The 24,977-nt window shown below is 69.8% G+C and carries 14 protein-coding genes; 7 read left to right on the forward strand and 7 right to left on the reverse strand.

From position 1 onward, the window contains the following. Nucleotides 1-214: 214 nt before the first annotated feature. From DNK59_RS07100 to DNK59_RS07130, 7 genes are all read right to left on the reverse strand, one after another. Nucleotides 215-1,429, reverse strand: a complete 1,215-nt coding sequence (locus tag DNK59_RS07100; protein ID WP_110722719.1) for an MFS transporter — start codon at nt 1,427-1,429, stop codon at nt 215-217. Between the two features lie 3 nt (nt 1,430-1,432). Continuing rightward, complete coding sequence (locus DNK59_RS07105; RefSeq protein WP_256596305.1) at nt 1,433-2,263, reverse strand: ABC transporter ATP-binding protein; 831 nt, start codon at nt 2,261-2,263, stop codon at nt 1,433-1,435. Next, nucleotides 2,260-3,327: an iron ABC transporter permease gene (locus DNK59_RS07110; RefSeq protein ID WP_110722721.1), complete on the reverse strand. Its 1,068-nt coding sequence runs from the start codon at nt 3,325-3,327 to the stop codon at nt 2,260-2,262. The genes DNK59_RS07105 and DNK59_RS07110 overlap by 4 nt, the downstream gene beginning before the upstream one ends. Then, nucleotides 3,324-4,442 carry an ABC transporter substrate-binding protein gene (locus tag DNK59_RS07115; protein WP_110722722.1) on the reverse strand — a complete coding sequence of 373 codons (1,119 nt, stop codon included), beginning with the start codon at nt 4,440-4,442 and terminating at the stop codon, nt 3,324-3,326. Before DNK59_RS07115 ends, DNK59_RS07110 begins: the two co-directional genes overlap by 4 nt. Nucleotide 4,443: 1 nt before the next feature. Next, nucleotides 4,444-5,310 carry a PepSY-associated TM helix domain-containing protein gene (locus DNK59_RS07120; protein WP_110722723.1) on the reverse strand — a complete coding sequence of 289 codons (867 nt, stop codon included), beginning with the start codon at nt 5,308-5,310 and terminating at the stop codon, nt 4,444-4,446. Nucleotides 5,311-5,316: 6 nt separating this feature from the next. Next, nucleotides 5,317-7,548: a TonB-dependent siderophore receptor gene (locus DNK59_RS07125; protein WP_110722724.1), complete on the reverse strand. Its 2,232-nt coding sequence runs from the start codon at nt 7,546-7,548 to the stop codon at nt 5,317-5,319. Nucleotides 7,549-7,753: 205 nt separating this feature from the next. Further along, nucleotides 7,754-8,656, reverse strand: a complete 903-nt coding sequence (locus DNK59_RS07130; protein ID WP_110722975.1) for an AraC family transcriptional regulator — start codon at nt 8,654-8,656, stop codon at nt 7,754-7,756. Between the two features lie 364 nt (nt 8,657-9,020). Between DNK59_RS07130 and DNK59_RS07135 the strand changes: the two genes are divergently transcribed. The 7 genes from DNK59_RS07135 to DNK59_RS07165 are packed head-to-tail and all read left to right on the forward strand — an operon-like array spanning nt 9,021 to nt 24,957. Continuing rightward, nucleotides 9,021-10,688 carry a (2,3-dihydroxybenzoyl)adenylate synthase gene (locus DNK59_RS07135; protein WP_110722725.1) on the forward strand — a complete coding sequence of 556 codons (1,668 nt, stop codon included), beginning with the start codon at nt 9,021-9,023 and terminating at the stop codon, nt 10,686-10,688. Continuing rightward, a complete protein-coding gene (locus DNK59_RS07140) occupies nt 10,675-12,426 on the forward strand; it encodes an ABC transporter ATP-binding protein (RefSeq protein WP_110722726.1) in 1,752 nt (583 codons plus the stop codon). Before DNK59_RS07135 ends, DNK59_RS07140 begins: the two co-directional genes overlap by 14 nt. Then, nucleotides 12,423-14,186: an ABC transporter ATP-binding protein gene (locus DNK59_RS07145; protein WP_110722727.1), complete on the forward strand. Its 1,764-nt coding sequence runs from the start codon at nt 12,423-12,425 to the stop codon at nt 14,184-14,186. Before DNK59_RS07140 ends, DNK59_RS07145 begins: the two co-directional genes overlap by 4 nt. After that, entirely contained in the window at nt 14,179-17,649 is a 3,471-nt protein-coding gene (locus DNK59_RS07150; RefSeq protein WP_110722728.1) for a non-ribosomal peptide synthetase, read from the forward strand. The genes DNK59_RS07145 and DNK59_RS07150 overlap by 8 nt, the downstream gene beginning before the upstream one ends. Further along, entirely contained in the window at nt 17,646-23,069 is a 5,424-nt protein-coding gene (locus DNK59_RS07155) for a non-ribosomal peptide synthetase (protein ID WP_110722729.1), read from the forward strand. Before DNK59_RS07150 ends, DNK59_RS07155 begins: the two co-directional genes overlap by 4 nt. Continuing rightward, nucleotides 23,066-24,181, forward strand: a complete 1,116-nt coding sequence (locus DNK59_RS07160) for a saccharopine dehydrogenase NADP-binding domain-containing protein (protein WP_256596306.1) — start codon at nt 23,066-23,068, stop codon at nt 24,179-24,181. Before DNK59_RS07155 ends, DNK59_RS07160 begins: the two co-directional genes overlap by 4 nt. Then, nucleotides 24,178-24,957, forward strand: coding sequence for a thioesterase II family protein (locus tag DNK59_RS07165; RefSeq protein ID WP_110722730.1), 780 nt, complete (start codon nt 24,178-24,180; stop codon nt 24,955-24,957). The genes DNK59_RS07160 and DNK59_RS07165 overlap by 4 nt, the downstream gene beginning before the upstream one ends. Nucleotides 24,958-24,977: the final 20 nt, after the last annotated feature.

The raw sequence follows: 24,977 nt of genomic DNA on the forward strand, positions 1-24,977 counted from the left end.
TTTTGCTCAACCAATCTGGCGTCGATTTTTTTAGTTTAAGACAGAAGAGGGCATCCAAGCTCTAGAGCGGTAAAGAGGGCTCGGGGATGTGTAAAAGAGACAGGCCTTGCTGCTGTACAGCCTGGCCCTGCGGCGCATGGCCCGCCCCAGCGCGTAGCCCGCTGCCGCAGCCGCCCCGGCGATTTGCCCGACGCGCGCCGTTCGCCCGCCTGGGTCAGCGGCGTCGGGCTTCGGGCCAGCAGGCCACCAGCACCAGCAGCAGCGCCGCCAGCAGGTAGGGCAGGCGCGGTTCCAGCCCGTAGATCAGGGTCCCGGCCAGGGGCCCGACCACCACCCCCAGGCCCTGGGCCGCGCCGACGGAACCGGCGGTGGCGCCTTGCTCGGCGGCGTCCACCGCGGTGCTGGCCAGGGCGGCGAACGAGGGGAAGATCCAGCCCATGCCCGCCGCCGCAACGAAGAACCCCAGCCACAGCACCCAGGCCTGGGCCGCGACAATGCTCGTGGCAAAGCCCAGGGCCGCCACCAGGGCACCGACGCGGATCATCCGCAGCGGCGGCCACTCCAGCTGGCGCACCAACAGTTGCGAGGCGATCAGCGCCACTCCGACCAGGGTCAGGGCGATGCCGGCGGTCTGCGCCGCGCGCGCCGGGTCCATGCCCAGGCGATCGAGGGCGAAGAAGCCGACGGTGATCTGTGCCATGGCCACGCACAGCATGGCGATGAACGCCACCAGCAGCGGTCGGCGCAGGCGCGGGTCGCTCAGGCGCACCGATTTCGGCGGCTGCTTGAGGTGCAGCTCCTGGCGCGGCAGCCGGGCCTTGAGCAAGGCGAAGCCCAGCAGCGGCAGCACGGCCAGAACATAGAACGGCAGGCTCAGGCTGTGGCGCGCCAGCAGCGCGGCAATCGCCGGGCCCAGCACCAGGCCGCAGGCGTTGGCCGCTCCCAGGGAGGCCATGGCCCGGGCCCGATGCTCGGGTTCGATGTTGTCGGCGATCAGCGCGTAGCCGCCCACCGGGATCGCTGCATAGAACACCCCGACCAGGCCCCGTCCCAGCAGCAGCCCGGCAAACGCCAGCAGTGCCGAGGGCAGGGCGTGCAGCGCCAGGTCGATAAACAGGCTCAGGGCAATAAAGGCCAGGGTGAAGCCGCCAGTGCCCAGCAGCAGGATGCGCCGCCGGCCGAGGCGGTCGCTGGCCCGGCCCCAGGGCCGGGCCAGGAGCATCCAGATCACCCCGGAAACGGTCACCGCCATGCCCGCCTGCCAGGTGGCCAGGCCGAGAACCCGTGCGATGGGACCGATCAGCGAGACAAAGGCCATCATCGCCATGGTGCAGGTCAGGTTGGCCAGCAGTAGCGGACGCAGGTCGAAGGCCGCTGCGGCCTGGGGCGTTTGCAGGGTGTCGATGGGCAGGTGTTGAGGGTTGGTCATGGTTTATCCCAGGGCTGAGTGAAAGGGCAGGCGGCCGTCGACCAGCACCAGCGGTCGACCGCGCACCTGTTCCAGGCGGCCGTCGACGCCATAGACGTCGCGCAGCAGCGCTTGGTTGATCACCTCCAGGGCCGGGCCGGCGGCGGCCACGGCGCCGTTGTGCAGGACCACCACCTGCTGGCTGAAACCCAGGGCCAGGTTGATGTCGTGCACCACCACCAGGGTGATCAACTGGCGCTCGCGGGTGGCGCGGGTGATGGCGTCCACCACCTGGCACTGGTGGTACAGGTCCAGGGCGCTGGTGGGTTCGTCCAGCAGCAGCACCCGAGGCTGGCGCACCAGGGCCTGGGCCAGTCCCACCAACTGGCGCTGGCCGCCGGACAGGGCGTCGATCGGGCGGTCGGCCAGGGCGCTCAGGTCCAGGTCGTGGAGCACCTGCTCCACCCCGTGCAGCACCGCGGCGCTGGGCCGGCCAGGGGCAAAACCACGGCCGCGCTGCCCGGCCATGGCGGCGCTGAGCACCGCTTCGAAGGCGCACAGGCGGGTGCGTTCCGGCAGGCTCTGGGGCAGGTAGACGATGTGCTGTGCCCGTTCCACCTGGGGCAGGCGGTTCAGGTCGACGCCATCGAGCAGCACCTGCCCGGTGGTGTTCTGCAACCCGGCGATGCCCCGCAGCAGGGTCGACTTGCCCGCCGCGTTGGGGCCGATCAGCGCGGTCACGCTGCCGCAGGCCAGGCTCGGCAGGGCGACGTCACACAGCACCTGGCGATTGCCGTAATGCATGTTCAGGCCGAGCGTGCACAGCCCGGACGCGGAAGCGGCGGTATGACTCACAGGACACCTCGGCGGTTGCGCATGACGATGGCCATGAAAAAGGGAATGCCCACCAGGGCCGTGACGATACCCACCGGCACCAGCACCCCGGGAATCAGCGTCTTGCTGGCGATCGAGGCCATGGACAGGATCAGCCCGCCGCTGAGCACGCTGGCCGGCAGGAACAGCCGGTGGTCCTCGCCCACCAGCAGCCGGGCGATGTGCGGGGCGATCAGGCCGATAAAGCCGATGGTGCCGACAAAGGACACCGCCAGCGCCGACAGCAGGCTGATGCGCAGCAGCGCCAGCAGGCGCAGGCGGCCGACGTCGATGCCGAAGCTGCGGGCCCGTTCCTCGCCCAGGGTCAGGGCGGTCAGGGCCCAGCTCTGGCGCAGGGAAAACGGCAGGCACAGCGCCAGGGCCAGGGCCAGCAGCGCGAGTTTTTCCCAGGAGGCCCGGGCCAGGCTGCCCAGGGTCCAGAACACCAGTTGCTGCAGGCTGTCCTGGGTGGCGACGAACTGCAGCAGGGCCACCAGGGCATTGAAGGCGAACACCAGGGCAATGCCGAACAGCACCAGGCTCTCGACGCCGAAGCCGCGCCAGCGCGCCAGCAGGTACAGCAAGGCCACCGAGGCCAGGGCGAAGAGAAAGGCGTTGGCCGAGATCAGGTACTGCGCCGGCACCCCGGGCAGGCCCAGGCCGAGGACAATCGCCAGGGCCGCACCGAAGGCTGCGGCGGCGGACACGCCGAGGGTGAAGGGGCTGGCCAGCGGGTTGTCGAGCACGGTCTGCATCTCGGCGCCGGCCAGGGCCAGGGCGGCGCCCACCAGCACCGCCATCAGCGCGTAGGGCAGGCGCACGTTCCACACGATCACCGCCTCGACCCGGGGCATCGAGCCCGGGTCCCAGAGCACCTGCAGCAGGCGCGAAAGGCTCAGGCCCGAAGGCCCGGTGGTGATGTCCAGGGCCAGGGACAGGAGCAAGGCCAGGGCCAGGGCGGACAATAGCAGCACCCGGCGACCATGGCGTTTGCGGTAATGCCCGCTGGCGATGCGCTCCTGCACCTCGGTGGCGGCCCGGGTCATGGTTGCAGGCTCGTGGCGAACACGCCGCTGGCGGGAATCGGCATGAAGCGTTGGTACAGCTCGCGGCGGGTCTGGTCTGGGTCCAGGTCCTTGAACAGCTGCGGGTGCAGCCACTTGGCCAGGGCCTGGACCGCGACCAGGTGCTCCGGCGAGTCATAGAAGATGTGCCACAGGCCATGCACGTTGCCCTGGCGCACCGCCCGCAGCTCGTTCAGCGGCGGGCGCTGGGCGGCCTGGCGCAGGCTGTCCCGCGCCTGTTGCAGGGTGGCGGAATAACCCAGGGTCACGCCACCCTGGCCGGCGGCGAAGACCCCGGTGGCGACGTACACATCCGGATCGCTGGAGAGGATGTATTCGACGTTGAGCACGCCAATGGGCCCGGGAATGCGCCCGTCGGCGATGTTGCGTCCGCCGGCCAGCTTGATCATCTCGGCGAAGTTGCCGGTGCCCGGCGAGCCGCAGCAATCCTGCAGCCCGGCGAGCATGTCGATGAAGATCTTCGGCTGCTGGACCTTGCCGGCCCTGGCCAGGGTGTCGCTGACCCGGGCCAGGGACTGCTGGTAGAAGGCGATGAAGGCCTCGGCCTGCTGCTCGCGGCCCAGGGCCTGGCCCAGCAGGCGCATGCTGGGCACGGTGTTGCTCAGGGGATGGTCGCTGAAGTCGACGAAAATCACCGCCACCCCGGCGGCTTCCAACTGCTTCACCGCTTCGCTGTCGGGACTGGGCCCATGGCCGCCGCTCAGGGCCATGATCGCCAGGTCCGGGTGCACCGCCAGGGCCTTTTCGACGCTGAAGGTCTCGGCGGACGTGCCGCCCACCAGCGGCACCTGGTCGGCCTGGGGGAAGACCTTGCGATAGGCCTCGTAGCCCTGCACGTCGAGGCCGCGAAAGTCCCCCTGCCAACCGGCGAGACGGGCGAAGGGGTTCTGGCCTTCGAGCAGCGACAGGGAATAGATCATCCGCCCTTCACCCAGGAGGATGTGCTCGACCTTCTCCGGCACCTGGACCTGGCGCCCGGCCAGATCGGTGAGGGTCGCGGCGCTGGCGGTGGCGGCCCACAGCAGGCCGAGCAGCAGCCCGTGGCGGGCGCGGCGCAAGAAATCACGGTGTGTCATGTCAGGTTTCCTTGAACGATTGGACGGCCCGGCGGGCGACGCGCTTGCGCCACCACAGCAGCAGGCCGGTGATGTACAGCAGGGGTAACGCAAGACCGCAGGCAAACCCCAGCCAGGTGCCGGGAGCCCCCAGCAGCAGGTGCCCGTGGGCGGCGGAGAACAGCGGCTTGAGCGCCATCGGCTGGGCACCGGGCCAGGTGAACAGCTCGGGACGCGCCAGCCAGGCACCGCTGCCGGCAATCAGCAGCAGCGGCAGGCACAGCCAGGCGGCGACCAGGTTGTGCCACTCGCGCAGGCGCCGGGTGCCCTGGCTGCCGGGGCGCAGGCTGGCGGCTTTCCACCAACTGCGCCGGCCCGGCCACCACAGGTACAGGCCGCTGCCCAGGGAGCCCAGCAGCACCAGGCCACACAGCAGCACCAGGGTCGAGCCCGACGCCTGGGGCAACAGCAGGCTGCGGTGCAGCGCCACCAGCCTGGCCAGCCACAGGTCTTCGAAGACGAAGAAGCCCCGGGGCTCGCCGGTGTAGGGATCGATCATGGCGATGCCGGTGCCGGGGCGTTCCTTGAGGGCACCGAAGACGATCACGTTGTCCGATTCGAGAAAGCCCTGGCGCGGCGGCGCCGCGCCGAAGACCTTCTGCAACTGCGGGTAGGCGCTGCTGGCGGCGCTGATCCAGGCACTCTGCTCAAGGAGGGCGCCGTGTGCGCCAGGGGCCAGTTGCAGCATCGACGCTCCGACTTCCCAGCGCAGGATCGGTCCCTTGAGCTCCAGCAGCGAGCCACTGAGCCCCAGCAGTGCCAGCAACAGGCCCAGGCTAAGGGCCAGCCAGCGATGCAGCCCGAGCCAGATGTCACGCAGGCGCGGCATGGCGGCTTACCAGCGATAGCGCAGGCTGGCGATGACGCTGCGGTCATAGCCGGCGCTGCAGCTGGTCAGCGAGCAGCCTTCGTAATAGCGCTTGTCGGTGAGGTTGGTGGCGTTCACCGCCAGGCGCAGGCCCTTGGCCGCCGGGATCAGCTGGTCGAAGTCGTAGTGCACCGCCGCATCCAGCAGGGTGTAGGAGGGCACGCTGACGGTGTTGGCGGCGTCGGCCTCGGTGGCGCCGATGTAGCGCACCCCGGCGCCGAAGCCCAGGCCGCGCAAAGGGCCTTCGGGCAGGGTGTAGTCGGCCCACAGCGAAGCCATTTTTTCCGGGGTGTCGGTGGGGCGTTTACCTTTTTCCAGCGGGTTGTTGCTCTTGCTCACCTCGGCGTCGTTGTAGGTCAGCGTTGCCAGCAGGTCCAGGCCCCGGGCCAGGCTGGCCTTGCCTTCCAGTTCGATGCCGCGCACGTTCACCTCGCCGGTCTGCAGGGTGTTCAGGCGGTTGGCGGGGTCGGTGGTCTTGACGTTTTCCTGGGTCAGGTCGAACAGCGACAGGGTGATGTAGCTGTCGATCCCCGGTGGCTGGTACTTGACCCCCACTTCCGACTGCTTGGCGCTGGTGGGCTTGTACGGCGTGCCGTAGAAGTTGGTGCCCAGCACCGGGTCGAACGAGGTGGAGTAGCTGATGTAGGGCGCCAGGCCGTTGTCCGCCAGGTACACCAGGCCGGTGCGGTAGGTGAACTTCTGGTCTTTCTGCTTGCTCCCGGTCTGTTCCAGGCGATTGTCGGTACGGGCGCTGGAGCGGTCCTGGCGGCCGCCGACGGTGAGCACCCAGTGCTCGTCGAAGGTGAATTGCTGCTGGGCGTAGACCCCGACCTGATCGGCGCGCTGCACGGTGTTGGTGAATGGCGTGCTGGGGTCGAACACGCCGCCATGCACCGGGTGGTAGATGTCGATGGGCGAGGCGCTGCCACCGCGCAGGTAGTAGTCCTCGCGGGTGCGCCGGTAGTCGATCCCCAAAAGCGACAGCATCTGCGTGCTGCCCAGGTTCCAGCGGGCCTGGGCGTTGTTGTCCAGGGAGTAGGTGTCGCCGACGATGCGAAAGCGATAGGCGTCGCGCTTCAGGGTGCGCAGGTCCGACTCCAGGGACCTGCCGCTGGCGGTATTGGTCAGCAGGTTGACGTGGCCGTAGCGAGCGCTGGAATTGAGGCTCCAGACGTCATTCAGGCGCTGCTCCAGCAGGTAGCCGAGGGAGTACTGGGTGCGGTCGTTGTCCAGCCCCGGCTCATCGAGGAAGACGTTGTGCTTGACCTTGCCATTGGGGTTGCCGAGCAGGGTGCCGCGGGCCGGCAGGAACACCCTGGGGGCGCCGAACGCATCCTGGGTGTAGTCGGCCAGCAGGGTCAGGCGGGGGTCGTCGTTGGGCTTCCAGGGGAAGGAGGGCGCGAAGTACTGCTTGTCGTCCTTGATGTGCTCGAACTGGGTGCCGCTGTCGCGCTCCAGCCCCACCAGGCGGTAGAGGAACTGCCCCTCGTCGTCCAACGGGCCGCTGAAGTCGAACTGACCCTGGGCCCGGTCGAAGCTGCCGCCCTGGATCTGCACTTCGTGGAAGGGCTGCTCCAGCGGGCGCTTGCTGATCTGGTTGACCACGCCGCCCGGCGAGTTCTGGCCGAACAGCACCGAGGCCGGGCCCTTGAGCACGTCGATGCGCTCCAGCCCATAGGCTTCGACCTTGGGCCAGGCCTGGGCGGTGTTGCCCTTGAGGCCATCACGGAGCATGCCGGTGGTGACGTCGAAACCGCGGATCGAAATCGTGTCGAAACGCTGGCTGGCGGCGGTGGTGTTGGCCTGGACCCCGGCGGTGTAGCGCAGCGCCTCGTTCACCGACTGCACCTGCTGGGCATCCATCTGATCGCGGGTGACCACGGAAATCGCCTGGGGAATTTCACTCAGCGCGGCGTCGGTCTTGGTCCCGCTGAGGCTGCGCCTGGCCACGTAGCCGCTTTGCTGGCCGGTGGGGGAGTCGATCTGGGTGGCGCTGATCACGCTGGTGTCCAGGGTCAGGCTGTGGTCCTGGTCGGCCTCGCCATCGGCGGCCAGCACCGCGCCGGCCTGGGTCAGCGACAGGCCCAGGGCCAGGCCATGGATCAGGCACGCCAGCGGGCTGCGGCGCAGCGCCGGACGCAAGACCGGACCTGCGGCCGGCCAACCTTGGGTGTTTTGGTGCGCAACGCGGCTACCCATGCTTCACTCCGTGATGGGGATTAAATGAGAATGCAAACGTATCTCATTTGTGCGCCTGGGTTACCGGCTAAAACTTTGGCTTGAGCGACCATTTCTTTCGTTTGCCGCACCGCGCGGGCAGGGCGTCCGGGCACCGGGCGCGCGGCTCGACAGCGCCAGGCTGGGGCGTTGTTCAAGGCTCCAGGCATTCCAGGCAACGGCAACTTCAGCGCAAGGACTTGGGCGACACCCCGAAGCGCTTGCGAAAGGCGGTGGAGAAGTGCGCCGGGCTGTAGCCGACCCGATAGGCCGCGCTGGAGACGTTGGTTTCGCCGCTGGCCAGCAGACGGTACGCCTCGCTCAGGCGCTGTTCCTGCAGGTAGGCATAGACGCTGGTGCCGAACACCTGGCGAAAACCGGCGGTGAGCTTGCGCGGATTCAAGCCCACCTGGCGCGACAGCTCGGACAGCGACGGCGAGGCCTGCAACGAACCCAGCAACAGGTCCCGGGCGGCATGGATGCGTTCGATGTCCGCCGCGCTGCCGGGGCTGTCCTGCAGCGGCCGCGACTCGGCATGGGCGAGGATCCCCTCGACTCCCAGGGCGGTGAGTTCCAGGGCCTTGCCTCCCAGGTAAAAGGAGCGGGTCGGGCCTTGCAGCGGGCAGGTGAGGATCTGCTGGGCCAGGGCCAGCAGCGGCTTGCTGGCCGGCTGGCAGAACAGCATCGGCCCGCCGCCGAGCGGGTCCAGCAGGCGCTCGGGCTCAAGGCCCGCCTGGCGGATCGCCGGGAAGTCCAGCTGCACCGTGGTGTAGCGCACCGGCACGCCGCGGGCGAACAGGTGGTCGCCGCAGTGTTCGCCCTGGTTGGCCACCGCGCACAGGGTCGGGCCGCGAATCTCCACTTCCGGCTGGCCTTCGACCCGGCAGTTGAGCTGGCCGCTGAGCACCAGGATGATTTTCAGGCCCTGCCAGAGCGGCTCCTGCATCCACATCTGGCTGTCCATCAGCACCGTGCCGGTGGACAGGGTGATTTCCGGCACCACGGCCGCCGTGCCGGGGTGCTGCGGATTGGGCAAGTGCAGGGTGAAATCCCTTTGGACAGGCTGCGGCGCAGCGTGGGGGCTGAGCATGGCGAACTCCCTGTAGACCGGAAAAGAGGCCATACGCTATCAGGAAAATCCTTTTATGTAATTAAGAATGATTATCCTTTAGCTTTTGTGCCCCGTACTGCCGGGACTTGGTACGCAATCAAAAGAAAAAGCCGCGCAAACGAATGTCCTGGCGATTGCCGGGCCCCGGAAATTACCGGTTAATAATCACTCTCATTTGCAAGCACGGCCCCTCACCATGGACGACCCCGCCATCCGCCGCCCCGCAGGAGCGCCGCCCGGCCCGCATTTTCCGCCGCGCTGACGGCTCATCTTCCCCTCATTCCAGGGGCCTGAGATTTCAGGTCCGGGGCGGCCTTTTGCCGAAAAAAACTCAGGAGACAGCATGTCCACGTTCGACGATTCGCAAGATTGCCCCGCTTGGCCCGAGGCCTTCGCCCAGGCTTACCGCGAGGCCGGTTACTGGCGCGATGAAACCTTTGGCGACCTGCTGCGAGGCGCGGCCCGGACCTTCAGCGAGCGCGAGGCGCTGACCGATGGCCCGCAGCGCCTGAGCTATCGACAACTGGACCTGCGAGTCGACCAACTGGCCGCCGGCCTGTACCGGCTGGGGCTGCGGGCCGGCGACAACGTGGTGCTGCAACTGCCCAACAGCACGGCCTTCGTCGAAGTCTGCTTTGCCCTGTATCGCCTGGGCGTGCGGCCGATCTTCGCGCTGCCGGCCCACCGGCATCTGGAAATCGGCCGTTTCTGCGAGTTCGCCCAGGCCCGCGCCTACTTCTGCGCCGACCGCGACGGCGGCTTCGACTTTCGCGCCATGGCCCGCGAGCTCAAGGCGGGCAACCCGCAACTGGAATGGGTGCTGGTGGCCGGCGAGGCCGAGGAATTCACCGCCCTGCACAGCCTGTATGACGCCAGCGCCGCGCGCGCTTTCCCGGCCCCCAGTGCCGACGCGGTGGCCTGCTTCCAGCTCTCCGGCGGTTCCACCGGGATTCCCAAACTGATCCCGCGCCGGCACCACGAATACCTCTACAACCTGCGGGCCAGCGCCGAGCGCTGCGGCTTGTCCGAGGCCAGCGTGTACCTGGTGGCGCTGCCCATGGCGCACAACTTTCCCATGTGCTGCCCGGGCTTCATCGGCACCTTGGCGGTGGGCGGGCGGGTGGTGCTCAGCCCCTCGCCGAGCCCGCAAGTCTGCTTCGAGCTGATCGAGCGCGAAGCCGTGACCCACACCGCGCTGGTGCCGCCCCTGGCCCTGGTCTGGCTGGAGGCAGCCCAGGCTCGCGGGCACGGGCTGGCGTCATTGCAACAGCTGCAAGTGGGCGGGGCCAAGCTCAGCTTCGAAGCGGCACGGCGCGTCGAGCCGGTGCTGGGTTGCCGCTTGCAGCAGGTGTTCGGCATGGCCGAAGGGCTGATCTGCTACACCGACCCTGAGGACCCGCCGCAGCGGGTGCTGCACACCCAGGGCCGGCCGCTGTCGCCGGCGGACGAAATCCGCGTGGTGGACGAGCACGAGCAGCCGGTGCCGGTGGGGCAGGTGGGGCAGTTGCTGACCCGTGGCCCCTACACCATTCGCGGTTATTACCGTTACCCCGAGCACAACGCCCAGGCCTTCACCGCCGACGGCTTCTACCGCACCGGCGACCGGGTGCAGCTCACCGCCGACGGCTACCTGATGGTGGAAGGGCGGGACAAGGACCTGATCAACCGCGGCGGTGAAAAGATCGCCGCCGAAGAAGTGGAGAACCTGCTGCTCAGCCACCCGGCGGTGGCCGACGTGGCCCTGGTGGCGATGCCCGATGCTTTCCTTGGCGAGCGCACCTGCGCCTTCGTCATCCCCCGTGGCGCCGCGCCCCGGGCCCCGCAACTGCTGCGCCATCTGCGGGCCCAGGGGCTGGCGGCGTTCAAACTGCCGGACCGCTTCGAATTCATCCCGGCGTTTCCCCAGACCGGGGTCGGCAAGGTCAGCCGCAAGCACCTGCGCGAGGCGATCCAGGCCCTGTACTTCGGCAACCGGGCCCAGGCCCTGGAGGCCACCGATGGCCGTGGTTGAACACCCAGGATTGACCGCACTGCTGCGCCCGGTGCGCGGGCGCCTGCTGGCGGCGATGCTGCTGCAGGTGCTGGCGGCGCTGGTGGGCCTGCTGCCGCTGATCGCCGTGGCCGAACTGGCGCCGCTGCTGCTGGCCGGCCAGATGGACCTTGAGCGCGCGGGCTTCTGGCTGCTGGCCGGGGCCGGGGCGCTGCTCCTGCGCCTGCTGGGGCTGGCGGCGGGGTTGCAGATCACCCATCTGGCCGACAGTGATCTGCAGCGCCATTTGCGCCAGCGCATTGCCGCCCATCTGGCGCGGGTGCCCCTGGCCTGGCTGGAGGGCCAGCGGCACACCGCCGAGCGGGTGCTGCTGGAGGACGTCGGCGCCCTGCATCAACTGGTGGCGCACCTGCCCAACAATCTGGTGGCGGCCCTGGTGGTGCCCCTGGCCAGCCTGATCTACCTGCTGACGGTGAGCCTGCCCATGACCCTGGTGGTGCTGGCGCCGCCGTTGATCGCGCTGTGGCGCCTGCGGGTGATGGGCACCCCGGCCTATCGCGCCGAGCGCCAGCGCCTGGGCGGCGCCATGGGCGCGCTGTCGACGGCGACCCTGAACTTCGTGCAGAGCATTGCCATGGTCAAGTCCTTTGGCCGGGTGCAGCGGGTCCAGGACGAGTTCTTCAAGGCGGTGGAGGATTTCGCCGCGTTCTTCTCCAGCTGGGTCGAGCGCTGGGCGGGCCTGGGCGCCAGTGTCGAGGTGCTGCTCTCGCCGCTGCTGGTGCTGGCCCTGGTACTGCTGGCTGGAGTGCCGCTGGTGGCCGTCGGGGTCTTGCAGCCGCTGCAGTTGCTGCCGTTTGCCTTGCTGGGGCCGGCCCTGGCGGCGCCGGTGGCGGCCCTGGGGCATGGCGCCGATTCCCTGGTCCAGGGCCGGGCGGCGGCGCAGCGCATCAGTGCGCTGTTGGGCACGCCGCTGCTGGCGCAGCCGGTCTGCTCGCGGGAGCCCGACGGGGCAGTGGTGAACTTCGAAAGCGTGGACTTCAGCTACCCCGACGGCAGCCAGGTGTTGCACGGCATCGATCTGTGCCTGCAGCCAGGCACCCTGACCGCCCTGGTGGGGGATTCCGGGGCCGGCAAATCGACCCTGGCCACCTTGCTCGCGCGCTTTGCCGATGTCAGCGCCGGGGCGATCCGCATCGGCGGTGTCGACCTGCGGGAGATGGACAGCGCGACCCTGTATCGCCAGGTGGCCTTTGTCTTCCAGGAGGTGCGCCTGCTGCGCGCCAGCGTCCTCGACAACCTGCGCCTGAGCCGGCCCGGAGCCAGTCTGGCGGAGGTCGAAGCCGCGGCCCGGGCGGCGCAGATCCACGATCGCATCTGCGCCTTGCCCCAGGGCTATCACAGCCAGTTGGAGGAGGGGCTGGCGCTCTCCGGCGGTGAAATCCAGCGCCTGGGCATCGCCCGGGCCATGCTCAGCCGCGCGCCGATCCTGGTGCTCGACGAGGCCACCGCCGCCAGCGATCCGCAATCTGAGGCGGCGATCCAGCAGGCCCTGTCGCGCCTGGCCCAGGGGCGCACGGTGCTGGTGGTCGCCCACCGCCTGAGCAGCATTCAGGACGCCGAGCAGATTGCCGTGCTGCAGGGCGGGCGCCTGGTGGAGTGCGGCCAGCATCAGGCCCTGCTGGAGCGGCAGGGGGTGTATGCCGGGCTCTGGGCCGCGGAGCAGTTGGACGCCGCCGCGCTGAACGGGAGTCGCCCATGATCGCCGCGCTGTTACGCAGCCTGCAGCCGCAAGAAGCCGCGCTGTTGCGTCGGGCCTTGCTGGCCATGGCCGCCAGTGCCCTGGCCCAGGGCCTGGCCCTGGGGTTATTGCCCATGGCGCTGGCCAGCGCCCTGGAGGCCGCCACGGCGCGGACGCCCTGGCTCTGGGCCGCAGCCTTTGGCGGATTCGCCGGGCTCTGCCTGTGGCTGCGCCGCCGGGCGCAACTGGCGGGCTACCGGGCCGGAGCCGCGGCGGCGCGTTCGTTGAACCTGCGCATCGGCCGGCATCTGGCGTGCCTGCCCCTGGAGTGGTTTGTCGAGCGCCGCGGCGCCGAGCTCAACCGCCTGGTGACCCATACCGTGGCGCAGATCATGAGCGCACCGGCGCACTTGCTGCAGCCCATGGCCAATGCCTTGCTGACGCCCCTGGCCCTGCTTGTGGCGCTGTTGTGCTACGACCTGTCCATGGCCCTGGCGGCCCTGGCCTGCCTGCCCTTGCTGGTGCTGTTCTATCACTGGGGCGTGCGCTGGGGCGGGCAGGCCGAGCAGCACAGCGAAGCGGCGGCCGGCGAAGCCGCGGCGCGGGTCCTGGAATACCTGCGCCAGCAGCCGCTGTTGCGGGCCAGCGGGCGCAACGGCGAAGGTTTCAGCCTGCTCGGCGCGGCGTTGCAGCAACAGCGCCAGGCCCAGCGCCGGGCGCACTGGCGAACCTTTCCGGCGGCCCTGGGGCTGGTGCTGGCGCTTCAGGCCGGCTACACCGGGGTGCTGTTGTGCGGGCTCTACGCGGTGCTCGGCGGCAGCCTCGGCGCCGTGCAATACCTGGCCCTGGCGGTGCTTGCCACCTGCCTGGTGGAGCCCATGGGCGCCCTGGTCAACCTGGGCACCAGCCTGCGCCAGACCCGCCATGGCCTGGACAGTCTGCGCCAGTTGCTGGACCTGGCGCCGCTGCCGGAACCGGCCTCGCCCCAGGTGCCGGCTGATCGGCGCCTGGAGGTTCGCCAGCTGGGCCTGGAGCGCCAGGGGCGGGCGATCCTGCAAGACATCAGCTTCACGCTGGAGCCGGGTTCGCTGAACCTGCTGGTGGGGCCATCCGGTTCCGGCAAGTCGAGCCTGCTGCGGTTGCTGGCGCGTTTTTGCGATGTCAGCCACGGCGCCATCCTGCTGGGCGCTGTCGATCTGCGTCAGCTGTCGGCCAGTCAGCGTGATCGGGACATCGCCCTGATGTTCCAGGACTGCCCGCCGCTGGCTGCCAGCCTGCTGGACAACCTGCGCCTGGGCCGCCCCGAGGCCAGCGAAGCGCAACTGCTGGAGGCGGCCCGCGCCACCGGCCTCGACCGGCTGGCCCAGCGCCTGCCCCAAGGCTGGCAGACCCGGGTCGGCGAGGGCGGGGTGAGCCTTTCCGGCGGCGAACGCCAGTGCCTGGCCCTGGCCCGGGTCATGCTCAAGGACGCCACGCTGATCCTGCTGGATGAGCCCACCGCCGCCCTGGACGCCATCAGCGAGGCCCGGGTCAACCAGAGCCTGCGGCAGCTGGCGCGCAAGCACACGGTGCTGCTGGCGACCCACAAACCGACCCTGGCTCCGTGCGCCGGGCAGATCCTGGTACTGGACCAGGGCCGTCTGGCCCAGCACGGCAGCCATAGCCAACTGATGGCGGCTCCGGGCCGTTATCGCCAGTTGTTTCACGAGCGCGAGGCGATCAATCGCTGGCGCTTGCGCACACCTTCTTCCGTACCCCAAAGGACCGTCCACCATGACTGATAACCCAGCACTGGCACGCGCCCATCCAGCGCCCGCCGGCCTGAGTCATTCACCCCAAGGACTCTGCGCAGGCATCGCCCGCTTGCTCGGCTACGAGCCCGGCGACCTTGAAGCGGATGCGTCGCTGATCGAGCAGGGCCTCGACTCGGTGAGCATCATGCGCCTGCCGGCACTGCTGGCCAGCGAAGGCGTGACCCTGAGCTTCGCCGAGCTGATCCAGCAGCCGACCCTGGCCGCCTGGTGGGCGCTGATCGAGGCCCGCCGCGGCCTCGCGGCACCGCGCCTGCAGGCCGTGGCCAGTGCTCCCGCCAGCGGCGATTTTGCCCTGACCCCGCTGCAACAGGCCTACTGGTTCGGCCGCGAGCCGGGCCTGCCCCTGGGCGGCGTCGGCTGCCACCTGTACCAGGAACTGGATGGCCACGGCCTGGAGCCACAGCGCCTGGAGCAAGCATTGCAGCGCCTGTGCCAGCGCCATCCGATGCTGCGCGCCTGTTTCATCAGCGACAGCTGCCAACGCATCCTGCCCCAGAGCCCCTGGCCCGGGCTGACCGTGCACGACCTGCGCCAGGCGTCCTGCGTCGGCGCCGCCGAGGCCCTGGAGCAGATCCGTGAAAGCCTCTCGCACCGACGCCTGGACGTCGCTCGCGGGCAGGTGTTCGACGTGCAACTGAGCCTGCTGCCCGAAGGCCGCAGCCGCCTGCACCTGAATATCGATCTGCTGGTGGCCGACGTGCTCAGCATCGGCATCCTGCTGCGCGATCTGGCGCTGATCCACGCCGGCCAGGAGCACAGCCTGCCGGCCCTGGAATGGAACTTCGCCGACTACCTGCGGGCCGAGCAGGCGCTGCGCGCGCCGCAGTTGGCGGCGGCCCGGGACTATTGGCTGGAGCGCCTGGAGGATCTGCCGGACGGCCCGCAGTTGCCCCTGGCCCAGGAGCCGCAGCAGCTCGGCACGCCGCGTTTTCGCCGGCTGGCGATGCGCCTCAACCATGAGCAGTTGCAGGCCCTGGAACGGCGTGCCCGGCAACATGGCCTGACCCTGGCCAGCGTGCTCGCCTGCGCCTATGCCCAGGTGCTGGGGCGCTGGAGCGCCAGCCAGCACTTCCTGCTCAACGTGCCGCTGTTCGACCGCCAGGAACTGCACCCCTGCGTGCCCCATCTGCTGGCGGATTTCTCCAACCTGGTGCTGCTGGAAGTCGACCTGCGCCAGTCCGCGCCCTTCAGCCAGCAGGCCCTGGCGTTGCAGGCCCAGTTGCACCGCGACATCGCCCACAGCGCCTGGCCCGGGGTCGAGGTGCTGCGCGAACGGGCGCGGCTGCGCCAGGGCGGCGGCCAGGGCGCGCCAGTGGTGTTCGCCTGCAACCTGGGCCCGGCCTTTGTCGACGCCACCTGCCGCGAGCAATTGGGTGAACCCGGCTGGGCCCTGTCACAGACGCCCCAGGTCTGGCTCGACCACCAGAGCTACCCGCTGGCCGATGGCTTGCTGCTGAACTGGGACGCGGTGCAGGGGCTGTTCCCCGAAGGCCTGCTGGAGCAGATGTTCGACGCCTACCGTGCCTTGCTGTTGTGGCTGTGCGCCAACGACTGGCAGCAGCCGGCGCCCTTGCCACTGCCGGCGGCGCAGCAGCAACGGCGCCAGCAGGTCAATGCCACTGCACACGCCACGCCCGCGCAGTGCCTGCACCAGGGGTTTTTCCGACAGGCGCGCCAGCACCCCGAGGCGCTGGCGCTGGTCGACGACCAGGGCCGCCTGGGCTACGCCGAGCTGGCGCGGCAGGCCCTGCAACTGGCCGGGGCGCTGGTGCAGTGGGGCGTGCAGCCCGGTGACGCGGTGGCGATCACCTTGCCCAAGGGCCGCGAACAGGTGATCGCGGTGCTGGGGATTCTCGCCGCCGGGGCGGTCTATGTGCCGGTGGGCATCGAGCAGCCGCCGGCACGCCGCGACATGATCTATCAGCGCGCCGGCGCGCTTGTGGTGATCACCGATCAGGCCCACCGCGAGGGCGGCATCTGGCTGGCCGAGCTGCGGGTGGTGACCCTGGCCCAGGCGCTTGTCGCACCAGCGCTGGAGCAGCCCCGGCAGGTAGCGGCGGATGCCCTGGCCTATGTGATCTTCACCTCGGGCACCACCGGCGAGCCCAAGGGCGTCGAGCTGTCTCATCAGGCGGCGATGAACACCGTCGCCGCGATCAACCGCCGTTACCAGGTCAGCGCCGAGGACCGGGTGCTGGGGCTCTCGGCCCTGGATTTCGACCTGTCGGTGTACGACCTGTTCGGCCCGTTGAGTGTTGGCGGCGCCCTGGTTCTGCCGGCGGACAACCTGCGCAAGGAGCCCCGGGAATGGCTGCGGCTGATCCGCGAACAGCAAGTGAGCCTGTGGAACTCGGTGCCGGCGCTGCTGGAGATGCTGACCCTGCAAGTGCGCGATGGCGGCGGGCTCGGGGCACTGCGCCTGGCCATGGTGTCCGGCGACTGGGTCGGCCTCGACCTGCCGCGGCGCCTGGAACAGGCGGCGGGGCGCCGCGTGCCGTTCGTGGCCCTGGGTGGCGCCACCGAGGCGGCGATCTGGTCCAACTATCAGGAGGTGGCGGCGGTGCCCGCCCATTGGCGCTCGATCCCCTACGGCCGGCCCCTGGACAACCAGTGCTTCCGGGTGGTGGACAGCCAGGGCCGGGACTGCCCGGACTGGGTGCCCGGCGAGCTGTGGATCGGCGGCGCCGGGGTGGCCGCCGGTTATCGCGGCCTGCCGACCCTCAGCGCCCAGCGCTTTGTCGAGCATGACGGCGGGCGCTGGTACCGCACCGGCGACCAGGGCCGCTACTGGGCCGACGGCAGCCTGGAGTTTCTCGGGCGCCTGGACCATCAGGTCAAGGTCCGCGGCTTTCGCATCGAGCTGGCGGAAATCGACCTGGCCCTGGAGCGCCATCCGGCCATCGACCGCGCGCTGAGCCTGGTACTGCCCGGCAGCGAACCGCAGCTGGCGGCGGTACTGCTGGCCCGGGAGCCGCTGCCCGAATCCCAGGCCCTGCGCCAGTGGCTGGGGCAATGGCTGCCCGAGCACATGCTTCCGGACACTTGGCTGAGCCTGTCGGCGCTGCCTCTGAGCGCCAACGGCAAGGTCGATCGCGCGGCGCTGTCGTGGCTGCTGCAGGAGCAGCGCCGGGGCATCCAGCCGCACCGCGCCGAAGCGCCCCAAGGGGCGTGGGAAGAGGCCGTGGCCGCGCTGTGGCAGGAGTTGCTGCACGTGCCCCAGGTCGGTCGCCACCAGGGCTTTTTTGCCCTGGGCGGCAACAGCCTGCTGGCGGCCCGCCTGATCGAACGCATCGCCCGGCAGTTCCAGCTGGAACTGTCGCTCAAGGATTTTTTCAACGCGGCCACCGTGGCCCTGCAGGGGCAGTTGCTCGCCTCGCGCCAGGCACAGCGGCCCGTCACTCAGAACGCAATGGTGGAGGGCGTGTTATGACGCTGCAGCAACTGCAACAGGATCTGCAACAACTGGGCGTGGAGCTCTGGGAAGAACAGGGCCGCCTGCGTTATCGGGCCCCGGCCGGGGTCATGGACGAGGCACGCCTGCAACGGCTGCGCGAGCATAAGGAAGGGTTGCTGCAACAGCTGCAGGCGGCGCAGTTGCCGACCCTGGAGGCCGATCATTCGGCCCGTGAAGAACCCTTTCCGCTGACCGACGTGCAGGCCGCCTACCTGCTGGGCCGCCCCGGTGCCTTCAGCTATGGCGGCGTGGCTTGCCACGGCTACCTGGAGTTCGCCCAGCACGACCTCGACCCGCGGCGCCTGGAGCAGGCCTGGAACCAGTTGATCGCCCGCCACGAGATGCTGCGGGCGGTAGTGCTGGAAGAGGGCTACCAGCGCATCCTGCCCCAGGTGCCGCATTACGCCATCGCCTGCCACGACCTGCGCGAGGACGACGGCAGCGCCTTGCAGGCCCTGCGCGAACGCATGGAACTGCGCCGCGCCACGCCGCAGCAATGGCCGCTGATCGAGCTGTGCGTGAGCCAGGGCCGCGACACCTCGCGCCTGCACCTGTCGGTGGACCTGCTGGTGTGCGACTACCAGAGCGTGCGCATGCTGCTGGCCGAACTGCAGCAGCTGTACCGTGGCGAGCCCTTGCCGGCACCGGCGCAGATCAGCTTTCGCGACTATGTGCTGGGGGAGCGGCGGCTGCGTGAGCAAGCGCGCTACCAGCGCGACCGCGACTACTGGTGGGCGCGGGTCGACAGCCTGCCGGGAGCGCCGGAACTGCCCACGCTGGGCGCGCCCAGCGGGCCGCGCTTTCTGCGCCGGGCCATGAGCCTGCAGGCCCGCGACTGCAACGCCCTGCGCCTGAACGCGGCGGCGGCCGGGGTCGGGGTGTCGGCGGCGATCCTTTCGGCCTACGCCGAAACCCTCGGGCGCTGGAGCCGGCGCGGGCATTTCTGCCTGAGCCTGACCCTGCTCAATCGCCTGTCGCTGCACCCCCAGGTGGACCGCCTGGTGGGCGACTTCAGCTCGGTGGAGCTGCTGGAAGTGCAGACCCTGCAAGGCGGCAGCTTCGGCCAGCGCAGCCAGCAGTTGCAGGAGCGTCTGTGGCAGGACATGGACCATCGCCTGTGTTCGGGCATCGAAGTGCTGCGCGAGCTGGCGCGGCGCAAGGGCCAGGAGGCGGCGCTGATGCCCTATGCCTTCACCAGCACCCTGGGCGCAGGTGGCGAGAGCGGCGGCGGGGCCTTCATGCCCGGTGCCGAGCTGGTGTTCGGCATCAGCCAGACGCCCCAGGTGCTGATCGATTGCCAGGTCAGCGAGCGGGACGACGGCCTGGCGATCAATTGGGACATCCGCGAAGGGGTGTTCAGCGACACCCTGCTGGATGCGCTGTTCGACACCTTCGAACGCTTGCTCAAGCGCCTGGCCCGGGAGCCCTCGGCCTGGACCCTGGACGACTGCCTGGAGCTGCCGGCGGCGCAGCGCCTGCAACGCGAGCTGGTGAACCAGAGCGCCGCGCCGTTGCCCGACGGGCTGCTGCACGAGCCGTTCTGGCGCCAGGCGGCCGCGGCGCCGCAGCGGGTGGCGCTGATCCAGGGCGCCGCGCAGATCAGCTACGGCGAACTGGCCGGGCGCGCCGAAGCCGTGGCCGAGGCCCTGCTCGATGCCGGCTGCCAGCCCGGGGAGCGGGTTGCGGTGTGCATGCACAAGGGCCTGGAACAGGTGATCGCGGTGCTTGGCATTTTGCGTGCCGGGGCCGCCTACCTGCCGCTGGACACCAACCAGCCCGAGGCCCGGCGCCAGCTGATTCTGGACAACGCCGAGGTCGGCCGGGTGCTCAGCCAGTCCTGGTTGAGCGATGAGCTGTGCTGGCCGGCGCGGGTGACCCAGGTGATCCAGGTCGACCAGGGCCCGCGGCTGCCGCAGCGGCCCGTGCCCACCGTGGCCATCGCCCCGCAGCAACTGGCCTACGTGATCTACACCTCCGGCTCCACCGGGGTGCCCAAGGGGGTGATGATCAGCCATCAGGCGGCGCTCAATACCGTGGTCGACATCAACCAGCGCTTTGCCATCGACGCCGAGGACCGGGTGCTGGCCCTGGCCAGCCTGGGCTTCGACCTGTCGGTGTACGACATCTTCGGCCTGCTGGCGGTGGGCGGCGCCCTGGTGCTGCCGGACCCGCAACGCCGCGCCGACCCTTCGCACTGGGCCGAGTGCGCCCGGGAGCACGGGGTGACCCTGTGGAACTCGGTGCCGGCGCAGTTGCAGATGCTCACCCATTACCTGCAGGCGCTGCCGTCCATGGCCCCGGCGACCCTGCGGCTGGCGTTGCTGTCGGGGGACTGGATCCCCCTGAACCTGCCGGCGGAAACCGCCCAGTTGCTGCCTCGGCTGCGCCTGATCAGCCTGGGGGGCGCCACCGAGGCGGCGATCTGGTCGATCCATTACCCGATCAACCAGGTCGACCCGCAGTGGCGCAGCATTCCCTACGGCCGGCCGCTGGCCAACCAGCGCTTCATGATCCTCGACGAGCAGGGCCGCGACCGCCCGCAAGGGGTGGCCGGCGAGCTGTACATCGCCGGCAGCGGCCTGGCCCTGGGCTACCTGGGGGATGCCGAAAAAACCGCCGAGCGCTTTGTCGAGCACCCGCGCAGCGGCGAGCGCCTGTACCGCACCGGCGACCTGGGGCGCTACCTGGAAGACGGCCTGATCGAGTTCCTCGGCCGCGAGGATTTCCAGGTCAAGGTGCGCGGCCATCGCATTGAACTGGCGGAAGTGGAAAGCGCCTTGCTCAGCCATCCTCACGTGGAATCGGCGGTGGTGGTGGCCGCGGGCGAGGGCGCCTTCGACCGGCGCCTGCAAGCCTGCCTGACGGCCAGCCTGCGGGACATGCCGCTGGCCTGGCCGGAGCCGTTGCTGGCGCGGACCCGGGCGGCGGCCCAGGCGGTGCGTGGCGACTTGAGCGATGCCCTGGTCACTGAAATGTCGGCCTGCGTCGAGCGCGCCGCGCTGCTGTCCATGGGCCTGGCCCTGCAGCGTCCGGGGCTGTTCGAGGCCCCGGGGCAGAGCCATGCCCTGGAAGAGATTGTCGCGGTCTGTGAGGTGGCGCCACGCAATCAGCGCCTGATCCGTCGCTGGCTGCAAGCCCTGGCCCGGGAGGGCCTGGTGCACCGGGACCTGCACACCGGGCGCTATTCGGACCTGCAGGTGGCGGCCGAAGAATACCGCCAGCAATGGCAGCGCATCGAGGCCCTGGAGCCGTCCGTGGGCTGGGGCGCCGAGGTCCTGCGCTACCTGCGCGAAAGCCAGGAGCAATTGCCGGCACTGATGAGCGACCGGCTCGACCCGCTGCACCTGCTGTTCCCCGAAGGCCGGACCGACACCGCCGAGGGCGCCTACCGCAAGAACCTGATCAGCCAGTACCTGAACCAGGCGGTGTGCGCCGCGGTGCAGGAGATCGTGCGCCAGCAGCCGGCGGGCCGGCGCCTGCGCCTGCTGGAGATCGGCGCCGGGGTCGGCGGCACCAGCGCCGACCTGATCCCGGCGCTGGACGGCCTGGCGGTGGACTACCAGTTCACCGACCTGTCGCAGTTCTTCCTGAATGAGGCGCGGGAGCATTTCGCCGCCTACCCCTGGGTCAGCTACGGCCTGTTCGACCTCAACCAGGACCACTGGGCCCAGGGCGTGGCCGCCAACTCCCTGGATGTGATCCTCTGCGCCAACGTGCTGCACAACTCGCGGCACGCCGGCCGGGTGCTGGCGCGGCTGCGGCAGATGCTGGCCCCGGGCGGCTGGCTGATCTTCATCGAGGCCACCCGTGACACCTACCAGATCATGGCGTCCATGGAGTTCAAGGAAGGCCTGAGCGCTTTCGAGGATTTTCGCGCCGAGCAGGACACCACCTTCATCCGTCGCGAGCAGTGGCAGCAGTTGCTGCTGGAGGCCGGGGGCGAGCGCCCGCTGTGCCTGCCCGAGGCCGACGACGCCATGTCGCAGATCGGCCAGCACCTGTTCATCACCCGCTTCAAGAGCCAGCGCCAGACCCTGGAGCCTGAGCAGTTGCGGGCCCACCTGGCCCAGCGCCTGCCGGACTACATGATCCCGGCGGACTGGCTGGTGCTTGACGAAATGCCCCTGAGCGCCAACGGCAAGGTCGATCGCCAGGCCCTGGCGCGGATCGGCGTGGCCGGCCCCGAGCAGCAGGTGAGCAGCGGGGCGGCGCCGCTGGACGCGCTGGAACGCAGCATCGCCGAGGTCTGGCAGAGCCTGTTGCGGGTGCCGGTGGTGGGCCGTGACCAGGGCTTCTTCGAGCTGGGCGGCGACTCGCTGCTGGTGGCGCAGGTGGTGGGGCGTTTGCGGGAGGTCTTGCCCCAGGCCCGGCCATTGCCCTGGAGCGACCTGCTGCGCCAGCTGATCAACCAGCCGACGGTGGCGGCCCTGGCCGACTACCTGCGCGGCCAGGGCGTGGCAGGCGATTCGCCGCTGGTGCGCATCAGCGACAAGGCCCAGGGCCCGACGCAGATCTTCGTCCACGACGGCAGTGGCACCCTGGCGCCGTACCGCGCCTTGTTCGCCGCCCTGGGAGAGGACGTGCCGGTGGAAGGGCTGGTGCTCAACGATGTAGCGGGCTATCTGGCCCTGGAACCGGCCACGGCGATTCGCCAGCTGGCCGAGCGCTATGCCGACACCCTGCAGGCCGAAGGCCGGCGTCAGGTGAACATCGTCGGCTATTGCCTGGGTGGACTGCTGGCCACGGAGCTGGCGGCGTGCCTGGCGGCGCGTTCGATCCAGGTGCTGCAACTGAGCGTGATCAGCAGCTACCGGGTGCCGTTCATGATCGAGGACGACCTGTTGGCCGAGTACGTGTTCGCCCGGGTGATGCAGGCCGACCCGCTGGCCCTGGGTTACCCCGAGGATGAACAGGCCATGGAGCGCAGCATCGCCCGGGTGCTGGCGCAGACCCCGGGGCGGGTGCCCCAGGGTTCGCTGCTGGCCCTGAGCGAGGATGCCCAGTGCGCCCCGGCCCTGGCCTGCCTGCGGCGCCTGGCACAGAAGACCCCGGAGCAGCGCCTGCAGGCGATTGCCGAGGCCATGCGCCACGCCGGCTCGCCGCTGAGCGACCTGCACTGGCTGGGCGAGCAGTTGCAGGTGCTGCGCCACAGTCTGGCGGCGGTGGCCCTGCACGAGGCCACGCCGTACCCGGGCGACCTGCTGTTCATTCGTCAGAGCGGCGAGGTGCAGGTGCTGCCCGGCATGCACCGCGACATGAGCGCCTATTGGCAGGCCCTGTGCCTGGGTGAACTGCGGGTGGTGGATGTGCCCGGGGATCATTTCAGCTGCATGCAGCAGCCCCAGGTGCAAGCCGTGGCCCAGGCTTTCGCGGCGGCTTCCGAGGTGGCGGCATGAAGGGGGCGGTGATTGGCCTGATCGGGGCCTATGGCAGCGTCGGCCGGCAAGTGGCGCAACTGCTGGCACCCAGGGTCGCCTTGCGCCTGGGTGGCCGCGACCGGCAACAGGCCGAGCTGTTGAACCGGCAGATGGGCGCGCGCGCCGAGGTGCGCGCCCTCGACCTGTGGGACGCGCAGAGCCTGGCGGATTTCTGCGCCGGTTGTGCGCTGGTGATCAACTGCGCCGGGCCCAGCTACCGGATCCTCGATCGGGTGGCCCGGGCCGCGTTGGCCGCGGGTGCCGATTACCTGGATGTGGGCGGCGACGATCCCGTGCATGAGCGGTTGTCGGGGCAGTTGCCGGCGGGGCGCCGGGTGCTGCTGTCGGCGGGCATGCTGCCGGGGCTGTCGGGGCTGTTTCCGCGGTTGCTGGCGCAGTCTTTCCAGCGGGTCGATGCCATGCGCTGCTATGCCGGTGGGCTGGGGCGCTTGTCGGCCACCGCCGCCGAGGACTTTCTGCTGAGCCTGGGCAATGGCTTCGGCCAGGCCCAGTGCGCCTTTAGCCAAGGGCAGCGGGTGCGCAGCAGTGCCAGTACCCCGCAGTACCTGGAGCGGCCCTGGCTGCCGGTGAGCGGAGTGCCGGCCCATGCCTACTTGAGCAGCGAGCAGCTGCGACTGTTCAGCGACCTGCAGGTAGGTCACGGGCAGGGGTTCAACCTGTTCGAGGGCGGGCAACTGGCGGCGGCCTTGCAGCGGATCCAGGGCCTGGCGCCAGAGGCGCGGGACGCGGCGCAGAACGTTGCCGCGCTGGTCCAGGCCAGCGCCCTGGATGTGGCCGGGCGCCAGCCCTATCAGCTGCTGGCGGTGGAGATCGACGGTGTGCGGGACGGGCGCGAGCAGCATGCCTGCGCCTGGCTGCGGGCGGCGGACGGTTCGCGCCTGACCGGCAGCGTCGCGGCGTTCTGCGCCCTGCACTGGGCGCAATTGCCCGAGGGGCTGCATTACGCCGCTCAGGTGCTGGATGCGGCCGCCTGCCTGCAACAGCTGCAGCGCTGGCTGCCGGAGACTCGGGTGCAGTTGCCCGACTTCACCGGCGTGGCCCTGGCCGAAGCAGAGGAGGGCGTGTTGTGAGAAAGGCTCCCAGTGCCTGGCTGCGGCGTTATCCGCAGCCACAACCGCCGCGTTGCCGGCTGGTGTGCCTGCCCCATGCCGGGGGCAGCGCGAGCTTCTTCAATGACTGGCGCAACCTGTTGCCGACGGATATCGAGCTGATCGCCGTGCAGTACCCGGGGCGCGAGGAGCGCCTGAGCGAAACCTGGCCCGGCAGCCTGGAGTGGATGGCCGGCAACATCACCCGGGCCCTGTCGGACCTGGTGGAGCGGCCGCTGGTGCTGTTCGGCCACAGCCTGGGCGCGGCCCTGGCCTACGAGGTGGCCGCGCGCCTGCAGCAGCAGGGTTCGGCGCCGCAGCGGCTGATCGTGTCCGCGCACCCGGCGCCCCATCGCCAGCGCCACGGCGAGCTGCACCTGGGCTCGGACGAGGCGTTGCTGGCGGATGTGCGGCGTCTGTCGGACGGTGCGCCGTCACTGCTGGACGACCCGACCCTGCGCGAGCTGTACCTGCCGGCCTTGCGCAACGACTACCGGCTGATCGAGTGCTATCGCGGCACTGTCGGTCGCGCCCTGGACCTGCCCCTGAGCGTGTGCCTGGGGAGTCAGGACAGCGAAGTCGACGCGGACGAAGCCTATGCCTGGGCCGAGGTCAGTGCCCAGGTCACGGACTTTCAGACGTTTCCCGGCGGGCACTTCTACCTGCGCCAGCAGCAGGCCGAAGTGCTGCGGCACCTGACCCGGCTGCTGGCTGGCCTCGGCGAGCAGCCGTGGCAGTGCTGGCCTTCGACCCCATGAATCTTTCTTTGGTAGACCTT

The organism is Pseudomonas sp. TKO26, from assembly GCF_003225665.1.
In the GTDB taxonomy this organism is placed as follows: Bacteria; Pseudomonadota; Gammaproteobacteria; order Pseudomonadales; family Pseudomonadaceae; genus Aquipseudomonas; species Aquipseudomonas saponiphila.

Bases quoted from the DNA above. Each gene is read 5' to 3' on its own strand.
- DNK59_RS07100 (WP_110722719.1), bottom strand. From the start codon at position 1,429: ATGACCAACCCTCAACACCTGCCCATCGACACCCTGCAAACGCCCCAG.
- DNK59_RS07115 (WP_110722722.1), bottom strand. From the start codon at position 4,442: ATGACACACCGTGATTTCTTGCGCCGCGCCCGCCACGGGCTGCTGCTC.
- DNK59_RS07135 (WP_110722725.1), top strand. From the start codon at position 9,021: ATGTCCACGTTCGACGATTCGCAAGATTGCCCCGCTTGGCCCGAGGCC.
- DNK59_RS07125 (WP_110722724.1), bottom strand. From the start codon at position 7,548: ATGGGTAGCCGCGTTGCGCACCAAAACACCCAAGGTTGGCCGGCCGCA.
- DNK59_RS07140 (WP_110722726.1), top strand. From the start codon at position 10,675: ATGGCCGTGGTTGAACACCCAGGATTGACCGCACTGCTGCGCCCGGTG.
- DNK59_RS07110 (WP_110722721.1), bottom strand. From the start codon at position 3,327: ATGACCCGGGCCGCCACCGAGGTGCAGGAGCGCATCGCCAGCGGGCAT.
- DNK59_RS07130 (WP_110722975.1), bottom strand. From the start codon at position 8,656: ATGCTCAGCCCCCACGCTGCGCCGCAGCCTGTCCAAAGGGATTTCACC.
- DNK59_RS07160 (WP_256596306.1), top strand. From the start codon at position 23,066: ATGAAGGGGGCGGTGATTGGCCTGATCGGGGCCTATGGCAGCGTCGGC.
- DNK59_RS07150 (WP_110722728.1), top strand. From the start codon at position 14,179: ATGACTGATAACCCAGCACTGGCACGCGCCCATCCAGCGCCCGCCGGC.
- DNK59_RS07120 (WP_110722723.1), bottom strand. From the start codon at position 5,310: ATGCCGCGCCTGCGTGACATCTGGCTCGGGCTGCATCGCTGGCTGGCC.
- DNK59_RS07155 (WP_110722729.1), top strand. From the start codon at position 17,646: ATGACGCTGCAGCAACTGCAACAGGATCTGCAACAACTGGGCGTGGAG.
- DNK59_RS07145 (WP_110722727.1), top strand. From the start codon at position 12,423: ATGATCGCCGCGCTGTTACGCAGCCTGCAGCCGCAAGAAGCCGCGCTG.